This window comes from Streptomyces marokkonensis (assembly GCF_039539045.1).
Classification (GTDB): Bacteria; Actinomycetota; Actinomycetes; order Streptomycetales; family Streptomycetaceae; genus Streptomyces; species Streptomyces marokkonensis.
The window spans coordinates 1-9,641 of record NZ_BAABCQ010000226.1; the positions used below are offsets into that span (position 1 = coordinate 1).

The following is a 9,641-nucleotide window of genomic DNA, read 5'->3' on the forward strand; positions in this document are numbered from 1 at the left end:
ACCAGGGCGACGGCCCAGGCCGTGGCCCTGGCCGAGCGGGTCACCGAGCAGGGCCCGCAGACATGACGGATTCCGTACACCCACACACCCGCATCCAGGTGGAACTCGGTGAGCGCTCCTACCCGGTCGACATCGGCCCCGGGGTGCGGCACTCGCTCTCCGAGGTCGTCGAGCGGCTGGGAGCGCGGCGCGCCGCGGTGGTCTCGGCCCGGCCCGGTGCCTGGGTGCCCGACCCCGGAGTGCCCTCGCTGGTCGTGCCCGCGCGCGACGGTGAGAAGGACAAGACACTCGGCACGGTCGAGTTCCTGTGCCGGGAGTTCGTGCGGTTCGGTCTGACCCGTGACGACGTGGTCGTCTCCGTGGGCGGCGGCACGACGACGGACGTCGCGGGTCTCGCTGCCTCCCTGTTCCATCGAGGGGTGCCCGTGGTGCATCTGCCGACGACGCTGCTCGCGCAGGTGGACGCCAGTGTCGGCGGCAAGACCGCGGTGAACACGCCCGAGGGCAAGAACCTCGTCGGCGCCTACTGGCAGCCCAGCGCCGTGCTGTGCGACACGGACTACCTGGAGACCCTGCCGGAGCGGGAGATGCTCAACGGCTACGGGGAGATCGCCCGCTGCCACTTCATCGGCGCCGGCGATCTGCGGGAGCTGTCGCTGCCCGGACAGATCGCGGCGAGCGTGGCGCGCAAGGCGCAGATCGTGTCCGCCGACGAGCGCGACACAGGCCTGCGTCATCTCCTCAACTACGGCCACACGCTGGGCCACGCGCTGGAGCTGGCGACGGACTTCCGGCTGCGGCACGGCGAGGCGGTGGCGGTCGGCACCGTGTTCGCGGGGCGGCTCGCCCTGGCCCTGGACCGGATCGACGAGCAGCGGGCGGAGGAGCACCTGGAGGTGGTGCGCCACTACGGGCTGCCCCACGAGCTCCCCGCGGACGTCTCCCCGGACCGGCTGATCGAGCTCGTTCGGCTGGACAAGAAGGCGACGAAGGGGTTGACCTTCGTGCTGGACGGCAAGGAGGGGGCCGAGCTGGTGCGCGACCTGCCGGAGGACGTCGTCGCACGGGTGCTGACAGAGATGCCGCGTTCGGCGGAGTGAGAACGGCTCAAGGGGGAGGAGTGAGGGCGGGGGCGCCCGCGGGCGCCCCCGCCCTCACTCCTCCGTGTTCCCGGTCCTGGCCAGTAGGACGGCGCCGTGCAGTGAGGAGAGGCCGCCGAGCCGGGCGGGCCGTACGGCCGGCGCCGGATGGCCGGGGCGGGCCAGGAGCGCCGTCCTGGCGGCGAGCGTGTCGGAGAGGCCGGGCAGACCGTCGGCGAACCCGCCGCCGACCACGACGGTCATGGGGTGCAGGAGTTCGCACACCCCGACGGCCGCGGCGGCCAGGGCCGCGCACCCCTCGCCCACCGGGCCGGTGGCCCAGGGGGCGCCGTCGGCGAATCCCCGCACAAGTTCCTCGTAGGCCACCTCGGCGCCGCGGGCGCGCGCGGCGGCGCGCAGCAGGGCGGGGCCCGAGGCGACGGACTGCACGCAGCCGCGCCGCCCGCAGTCGCACCGCTGCCCGGACCGGTGGTCGACGATCAGGTGGCCGATCTCGCAGGAGCCCCGCGCGGGGCCGGGCAGCAGTCGGCCGCCGAGGACGACGCCGCCGCCGATCCCGGTCCCGACCCCGAGGTACAGCAGGTCGGACAGGCCGGCCGCGTGCGCCTCGGCGAGGGCCGCGAGGTCGCCGTCGTCGGCACAGACGACGTCCGCGGCGGCGAGGGCGCCGCGCAACGCGCCGCCGATGTCGAGGCCGTTCCAGGCGGGCCGGTTGGGCCAGGCGGTGACGACGCCCTTCGCGTCCAGGGTGGCGGGCATCGCAACGCCGACACCAGCCGGTCCGTCCGGGGCGCCGGCGCACAGCTCACGGATCTCCCTGACCAGCAGGTCCAGGTCGCGTGCCGCGTCCGCGGTGCCGCGGGGCCACCGGAAGCCCGCCTCGCGCACGGTGCCGTCCGGGTGCTCCGCGCGCAGGGCGACCTTGGTGCCGCCGACGTCGATGCCCAAGTGGTAGGCGATGACTGTCTCCCGGCCCGCTCAGTCGGCGAGGTGGCCGGAGACGATCTCGGCGACCGTGCCGAGCACGCGGGGGCTGCTGAGCATCTCCTCGTGACCGCAGCCCAGTTCGTGGCGGACGATGTCGCCCGCGACGTACGGGGCCCAGGCCTCGCTGGAGGCGGCCTCGGCCACCGGGCTGGGGTCGGCCGCGAACAGGTGCATCGTGCCGCTGTACTTCTCCGGCGTGTGCGCCTTCCAGGCTCCGAGGTCGGTGAGCATGGTCTCGACGAAGGTCTCGGCCGCGCTCTTCTTGCCCTGCCAGGCGAAGTTGGTCGCCATGTCGGCGAACTCCGCGACGTCCTCGTAGCGCAGGGGCCGCTCGTACGCGTCGAGGTCCTTGCCGTTGATCAGCAGGATCAGCTCGATGAGGCCCTGCTCGTCGCGGTCCTCCTTGTCCGTGATGTGCGGGTTGGTATTGAAGACGCCGAGGAACTCGATCTCCGCACCGCGCTTTTGGAACTCGGCGGCCACGGCGTGCGCGAGGATGCCGCCGAAGGACCAGCCCAGGATGCGGTAGGGGCCCTCGGGTTGCACGCCGGTGATGCGGTCCGCGTAGTCCGCCGCCATGGCCGCGATGGTGTCGACGGGGGTGTCGAACTCCTGGAAGGTGTGCGACTGGAGTCCATAGATGGGGTATTCGAGGCTGAAGTGCTGGGCGAGCACGCCGTAGCACCAGGCGGTGCCGCCGAGGTGGCGCATGCAGAACAGCGGCCGCGCCGAGCCCTTGGTCATCAGGGGCAGCAGCACGTCGAAGGAGTCCTGGGGCTCCTCGCCGGTCAGCCGCCGGGACAGCTCGGCGGGCGTCGGGGACTCCACGAGCATCCGGATCGACAGCTCCAGACCCATCTCGGCACGCACCCGGGCCAGGAGCCGGGCCGCGAGCACGGAGGAGCCGCCGAGGTCGAAGAAGCTGTCGCGCGGTCCGACCTGGCCGACGCCGAGCACCTCGGCGAAGATCCTGGCGAGCAGCAGCTCGGACTGGGTGAGGTGGGTCTCGACCATGGCCGTCGCGGCGACGACGGGGGCGGGCAGCGCCTTGCGGTCGAGCTTGCCGTTGGGCGTGAGCGGGAACGCGTCGAGGGTCACCACGGCGGACGGCACCATGTACAGGGGCAGTGCCTCGGCGACGAAGTCCCGCAGCTGCCCGGTGTCGGGCGTGCGGTCCGCGGCTGCGGTCACGTAGGCCACCAGGCGCCGGTCTCCCGGCCGGTCCTCGCGGACCGTCGCGGCCGCCCGGTCGACGTCCTCGGACCGCTCCAGGGCGGCCTCGATCTCGCCGAGTTCCATGCGGAAGCCGTGCAGTTTGACCTGGTGGTCGGCGCGGCCGACGTACTCCAGGTCGCCGTCGGGGCGCAGCCTCACCACGTCACCGGTGCGGTACATCAGGGCGTCGCCGTCGCGGTCGGGCAGGAAGCGCTCGGCGGTCAGTTCTGGCCGGTTGAGGTAGCCGCGCGCCACGCCGTCGCCGGCGATGAACAGCTCGCCCTCGGTGCCGGGGGCGACGGGCTCGAGGTCCTCGTCCAGGACGTACAGCCGGGTGTTGCGCAGCGGCCGGCCGATGACGGCGGCGTCCTCGGGTCCGGTGACCGGGTGGACGGTGGACCACACGGTCGTCTCGGTGGGCCCGTACCACTGGACGACCTCGGCGCCGAGGTCGAGCAGGGTCGCGGCGAGCTTCTCGGAGAGCGCCTCGCCGCCGATGAGGATGCGCAGGCCGCGCAGCACCTCGGGGCTGACGGTGGACAGCATGTGCCAGTGGGTGGGCGTGGCCTGCGCGGTGCCGATCCCGCGGCGGGCGATCAGGTCGCCGAGCGCCTGCGGGTCCTGTCCGGTGGCCCGGGGCGCGATGACCGCGCGGGCGCCGGTGTAGTAAGGCAGGAACAGCTCGGGCACCGACATGTCGAAGGTGGCGGTGGTCACCGACAGCATGCGGTCGCCGGGGCCCAGGCCCAGCCGCTCCCGCATCGCCTCCAGGAGGTTGTGCAGGGCGCGCACGGGGACCTCGACGCCCTTGGGGGTGCCGGTGGAGCCCGAGGTGTAGATGACGTAGGCGAGGTCCTCGGGGCCCGTCGGGGCGTTGCGCTCGGCGTCCGTGAGGTGCCCGGCGGGCAGACCGGCCAGGGTCGCCAAGGTCGCCGGGTCATCGAGGACGACGGTGGGCAGGCCCAGCCGGGTGCGGTCGGCGTCGATGCGGGACGAGGTCAGCAGCACGACGGGGGCGGCGTCGTGGACCTGGAACGCCACGCGCTCGGCGGGGTGTTCCGGGTCGAGCGCGAGGTAGGCTCCGCCCGCCTTCAGCACCGCGACGAGCGCCACGAGAAGGTCCGTGGAACGCGGCAGCATGACCGCGACGACGCGGTCGGGTCCCACCCCCTGGGCGACGAGGTGGCGAGCGAGCCGGCCGGCCCGCTCGTGCACCTCCCGGAAGGTGAGTTCCTCGCCCTCGCATTCGAGAGCCGTGAGGTCCGGAACGGCGTCGGCCCGCTCCTCGAACGCCTGCACCAGCATGTTCTTCTCCACAGGGTCGTACGAATTCTCGCCGGGGTGCCGTCAGACGGCCGGGGTGCGCATCCAGCGGTTCCAGTACGGACGCCATCCGTGCCGGTGCCAGAACGGGGTGGAGATGGGGTTGAACATCGCGTGGTAGCCGACCGAGGCACCCATGCCCATGGCGTCCAGGTCGGCGTGGACCTGGTTGGCGAGGGCGGTGCCGATACCCAAGCCCCGGTAGCCCTCCTCGACGGCCTGGCAGACCAGGTGCGCGACGGGGGTGGCGGTGATCTTCGTGGCGAGCCAGGCCTGCTGCATCTCGGAGGGGTCCTCGCCGCGGTGCATGCCGACGATGTCGCCCTCGTACTCGGCGACCCAGATCAGCGGCTCGTCGCGCTTGAACGAGGCGGTGATCTCCTCGCGCAGCAGCGCCTCGGTCGTGGACCGCTCCTCCGCGCCGCTGACGGCGGCGTCGAACCGGGTCTCCACCATCTGGAGCTCGAAGACGGCCTCGCTGTCCGCGGTGGTGGCGCGGCGCACGTGGACCCGGCGGGTCTCCGGCACCAGGGCGGTGCCCTGGATCCGGCCGATCATCACGAACTCGGGCACGAAGCCGAAAGAGCGCAGCACTTTGGTCATGGCCACGTCGCGGCTGGGCCATTCGACGGCGGCCATCGAGTCCGCGCCCGGGGCCTGCGGGTGGCTGCGCATGTGGTCCTGCCAGCGGGTCAGCAGGGCGGCCATCGCCTCGGGGCTCGCTACCCGCGGGGTCAGCTCCCACCGGTCCAGCGGGCCGAGCACGGCCTCCAGCGCCTCGGGGTCGACCCGGACGTGGGTCAGATGGCCCTGAGCTCCCTCGGCCTCCAGGATTTCTTCGCCTTCGCCGGGCTCCGGCAGCGCGGCGGCCTCCGGGATCAGCCGGTCGACGGGGCGCAGCCGGTCGCGGTGGGCGGCCAGCACTGCTTCCGCCGTCTGTACCTGGGGCATGGTGTCGTGTCCTCGGATCTCAGTCGTGTGCGGGGCGCCGTCGCGGCGCGCGACGGCCGGGGGTGCGGGCGCCGGTGGCACCGGGTCAGTGGTCGGTGACCTTCTCCAGCAGCGCGCGGGCGGCGAGCCGGTAGCCCGTGGCGCCCAGGCCGAAGATCACTCCGGTGGCGAGCGGGCCGGTGACGGACTCGTGGCGGAACTGCTCGCGGGCCCAAACGTTGGAGAGGTGAACCTCGATCCACGGGCGCGGGTAGTTGGCGAGCGCGTCCCTCAGTCCCCAGCCGGCCATCATCAGGGCGGCGGGGTTGACGATCGCACCGACCGAGTCGTAGTTCCCCTGGATCGTGCGGATCATCTCCGCCTCGCCGTCGTGCTGGAACGCGTCGACTTTCCAGCCGCGGTCCGCCACTTCCTCGGCGACCCATCCTTCGATGTCGGCGAGCGTGTCCGTCCCGTAGATCTCGGGCTGCCGACTCCCGAGTATGCCGAGATTCGGCCCGTTCACCAAGAGAAGCCTGCTCACCGCGCACCTTTATCCGTATTACGGAAACACCGGGAAGTGGCTTTTATAGCACGGGGGTGGGCGGCGGAGCACCGGCCCCCGGTATGCGTGCAATCACAAGGGGGAACATAGGGGGTGCCACAGGGGAATGACGCCTCGTCAAGCGAGGGTTAGCGTGCTAATGGCGACGACCGAGCCCCTCCGGGGCCTGCTGCCCGGCGCGCGGACCGCGCCGGCGATCGCGCATACCCATGCCGACAACCGCGTGAACACCCCCGTCCGTGTCGGACGGTTCGCTCGGTGACCCCCACGGCGATTGTCGGCGGCAGCATTCGCACGCGCATAGACCGAAGGAGCAGAGAACAGCATGAGCAGTGGTGTGCAACTCGGTTCGGACCTTCCCGCGTGGCCCCAGTACGACGACGCGGAGCGGACCGGCCTCATCCGTGCCCTGGAGCAGGGCCAGTGGTGGCGCATGGGCGGCGGTGAAGTCGAAGCCTTCGAGCAGGAGTTCGCCGAGCATCACGGCAGCGAGCACGCCCTGGCCGTCACGAACGGCACGCACGCCCTCGAACTGGCCCTGGAGGTCATGGGGGTGGGGCCGGGCACCGAGGTGATCGTGCCCGCCTTCACCTTCATCTCCTCGTCCCAGGCCGCGCAGCGCCTCGGCGCGGTCGTGGTGCCGGTGGACGTGGACCCGGAGACGTACTGCCTGGACGCGGCCGAGGCGGCGAAGGCCGTGACCTCGAAGACCCGCGCCATCATGCCCGTGCACATGGCCGGCCAGTTTGCCGACATGGACGCCCTCGCCAAGGTCGCCGCCGACACGGGCGTGCCCCTGATCCAGGACGCCGCCCACGCGCAGGGCGCCACCTGGAACGGCAAGCGGGTCGGCGAGCTGGGCTCGGTCGCCGCCTTCTCCTTCCAGAACGGCAAGCTGATGACCGCGGGCGAGGGCGGCGCGGTGCTGTTCCCGACCGCGGACATGGCCGAGCACGCCTTCGTCCGGCACAGTTGCGGACGCCCCCGCGGCGACCGCGGGTACTTCCACCGCACCTCGGGCTCCAACTTCCGGCTCAACGAGTTCTCCGCCTCGGTGCTGCGCGCCCAGCTCGCGCGCCTGGGCGGGCAGATCGACACGCGCGAGGAGCGCTGGCCGGTGCTGTCCTCCCTGCTCGCGGAGATCCCCGGCGTCGCGCCGCAGCGGATGGACCCGCGCACCGACCGCAACCCGCACTACATGGCGATGTTCCGGGTGCCGGGCATCACCGAGGAGCGGCGTGCGCAGGTCGTCGACACCCTCATCGAGCGGGGCGTTCCGGCTTTCGTCGCCTTCCGGTCCGTCTTCCGCACGGATGCCTTCTGGGAGATGGGTGCGCCGGAGCTGTCGGTGGACGAACTGGCCCGCCGCTGCCCGAACTCGGAGGCGCTGACGTCCGACTGCGTCTGGCTGCACCACCGGACCCTGCTGGGGACCGAGGAGCAGATGCACGAGGTCGCCGCTGTCGTCGCCGACGTGCTCGGCTCATGACGACGGCGGACCAGGACGGCCGGCCGGTCCGCACCGCGGTGGTGGGGCTCGGCTGGGCGGCCCGCTCCATCTGGCTGCCCCGGCTGGGCGGCCACCCCGGCTTCGGCCTGACCGCGGCGGTCGACCCCGACGCGGCCTCGCGGGCGGCGGTCACCGCCGAGTTCCCCGACACGCCGGTCCTCGCGGCCGTGCACGAGGTCGACCCGGCCCAGGTGGACCTGGCCATCGTGGCCGTCCCCAACCACCTGCACTGCGAGATCGCCTGCAGCCTGCTCCTCAAGGGCATCCCGGTCTTCCTCGAGAAGCCGGTGTGCCTGACGTCGGCAGAGGCCGGGCGGCTGGCCGAGGCCGAACACGCGGGCGGCGCACGACTGCTGGCCGGCAGCGCCGCCCGGCACCGCGGCGACGTGCGGGCCCTGCTCGCGGGCGCCGGGGAGCTGGGCACCGTCCGCCATGTCGAGCTGTCCTGGGTGCGGGCCCGCGGTGTTCCGGACGCGGGCGGCTGGTTCACCCGGGGCCGGCTGTCGGGCGGCGGCGCCCTGGTGGACCTGGGGTGGCACCTGTTCGACGTCGCCGCCCCGCTGCTGGGCACCACGGACTTCGCGCAGGTCATCGGCGCGGTCTCGGGCGACTTCATCGCGCGGGACAACGCCCGGGCCTCCTGGCGTGCCGAGGACGGCGGGGAGAGCACCCGATCCGGCGTCATCGACGTCGAGGACACCGTCCGTGCGTTCCTCATCACCGACGACGGCGTCTCCGTCTCGCTGCACGCCAGTTGGGCCTCGCACGAGGATCGCGACGTCACCCGCGTCCGGGTCGAGGGCACCGAGGGCTCCGCGACGCTGCGGTGCACGTTCGGCTTCAGCCCCAACCGCCTGGAGCACCCGGAGCTGACCGTCACCGCCGACGGCCAAACCCGCGCGCTCCCGCTGCCCGCCGAGGCCGTCGGCACGGAGTACGACCGGCAGCTCGCCGAGCTGCTCGCCCAGCTGCGCGGCCCGGACGGCCCGCACCGGGCCGTCGAGGAGGCGCGCCGCACCATCGGCGCCATCGAGCGGATCTACTCCTCGGCGGACGCCGCCCGGGAGAAGGCCCCGTCGAACCGCGCGTGACAGGCACGGCCGACCACCGGGTTCGCCCCGTCCCCCACACGAAGCCACCGCCCTGCGAAAGAGAGCACCACAGCGCCATGGACCGTCTTGGCACCACCCAAGGCCATGCCCTTCCCGCCCACCCCGGCGCTCCCGACGGCCACGGCCGTCCGGACCGTGGGGCCCGTCCGGACGGCGGGGCGCGGGGGACGACCGCTGTCGTCTTCGATCTCGACGGGGTACTGGTCGACAGTTTCGCCGTGATGCGGCAGGCGTTCACCACCGCGTACGCCGAGACGGTGGGGGACGGCGAGCCCCCGTTCGAGGAGTACGAACGGCACCTGGGCCGGTACTTCCCCGACATCATGGAGATCATGGGTCTGCCGCTGGAGATGGAGGAGCCGTTCGTCCGCGAGAGCTACCGGCTCGCGCACCTGGTGCCCGTCTTCGACGGCGTGCCGCAGATGCTGCGGGAGTTGCGCGCGCACGGCATCGGGCTCGCCGTGGCCACGGGCAAGAGCGGGCCGCGGGCCCGGTCGCTCCTCGAACAGCTCGGGCTCCTCGACCTGTTCACCGTGGTGATCGGCTCCGACGAGGTGGACCGGCCCAAGCCCGCTCCCGACATCGTCCTCAAGGCGCTCGCCGTACTGGGCTCGGGCCCCGCGCGGACGGTGATGGTCGGCGACGCGGTCACCGACCTGAACAGCGCGCGGGGCGCCGGCGTCACCGCCGTCGCCGCCCTGTGGGGCGAGACCGACGAGCCGACCCTCCTCGCGGAGAACCCCGACATCGTGCTGCGCGCGCCGGCCGAGCTGCTCGACGCGTGCTTCGGCCGGGCCCGCACCCCCTGAATCCGGGACACATGACCTGCGCCGCCGGATCCGACAGGTTCCGGCACGCGAATAAGGGGTGTGTAGGGGATCCCCAGGGGATTGGGGAAG

Annotated in this window: 8 protein-coding genes; 4 read left to right on the forward strand and 4 right to left on the reverse strand. The window is 72.7% G+C overall.

Annotated elements, in window-relative coordinates; translation table 11 throughout:
- Window positions 1-62: 62 nt before the first annotated feature.
- On the forward strand, window positions 63-1,100 hold the full coding sequence (locus ABEA26_RS32985; protein ID WP_345597336.1) for a 3-dehydroquinate synthase family protein: 1,038 nt from the start codon (window positions 63-65) through the stop codon (window positions 1,098-1,100).
- 54 nt (window positions 1,101-1,154) lie between these two features.
- Here the strand turns inward: ABEA26_RS32985 and ABEA26_RS32990 are convergent, their stop codons facing one another.
- The 4 genes from ABEA26_RS32990 to ABEA26_RS33005 form a co-directional block, all read right to left on the reverse strand.
- The gene (locus tag ABEA26_RS32990) at window positions 1,155-2,048 is read right to left on the reverse strand and encodes an ROK family protein (RefSeq protein ID WP_345597338.1); all 894 of its coding nucleotides are present in this window, start codon (window positions 2,046-2,048) and stop codon (window positions 1,155-1,157) included.
- Between the two features lie 30 nt (window positions 2,049-2,078).
- Window positions 2,079-4,607, reverse strand: coding sequence for a non-ribosomal peptide synthetase (locus ABEA26_RS32995; RefSeq protein WP_345597339.1), 2,529 nt, complete (start codon window positions 4,605-4,607; stop codon window positions 2,079-2,081).
- A gap of 42 nt (window positions 4,608-4,649) precedes the next feature.
- Window positions 4,650-5,576, reverse strand: a complete 927-nt coding sequence (locus ABEA26_RS33000) for a GNAT family N-acetyltransferase (RefSeq protein WP_345597340.1) — start codon at window positions 5,574-5,576, stop codon at window positions 4,650-4,652.
- An 85-nt stretch (window positions 5,577-5,661) separates the two neighbouring features.
- Window positions 5,662-6,099 carry a type II 3-dehydroquinate dehydratase gene (locus tag ABEA26_RS33005; protein ID WP_345597342.1) on the reverse strand — a complete coding sequence of 146 codons (438 nt, stop codon included), beginning with the start codon at window positions 6,097-6,099 and terminating at the stop codon, window positions 5,662-5,664.
- A gap of 346 nt (window positions 6,100-6,445) precedes the next feature.
- Here ABEA26_RS33005 and ABEA26_RS33010 point away from each other — a divergent pair, with 346 nt between their 5' ends.
- From ABEA26_RS33010 to ABEA26_RS33020, 3 genes are all read left to right on the forward strand, one after another.
- On the forward strand, window positions 6,446-7,609 hold the full coding sequence (locus ABEA26_RS33010) for a DegT/DnrJ/EryC1/StrS family aminotransferase (RefSeq protein ID WP_345597344.1): 1,164 nt from the start codon (window positions 6,446-6,448) through the stop codon (window positions 7,607-7,609).
- A complete protein-coding gene (locus ABEA26_RS33015; RefSeq protein ID WP_345597346.1) occupies window positions 7,606-8,721 on the forward strand; it encodes a Gfo/Idh/MocA family protein in 1,116 nt (371 codons plus the stop codon). Before ABEA26_RS33010 ends, ABEA26_RS33015 begins: the two co-directional genes overlap by 4 nt.
- Before the next feature lie 77 nt (window positions 8,722-8,798).
- Window positions 8,799-9,551: an HAD-IA family hydrolase gene (locus tag ABEA26_RS33020; RefSeq protein ID WP_345597348.1), complete on the forward strand. Its 753-nt coding sequence runs from the start codon at window positions 8,799-8,801 to the stop codon at window positions 9,549-9,551.
- Window positions 9,552-9,641 lie beyond the last annotated feature (90 nt).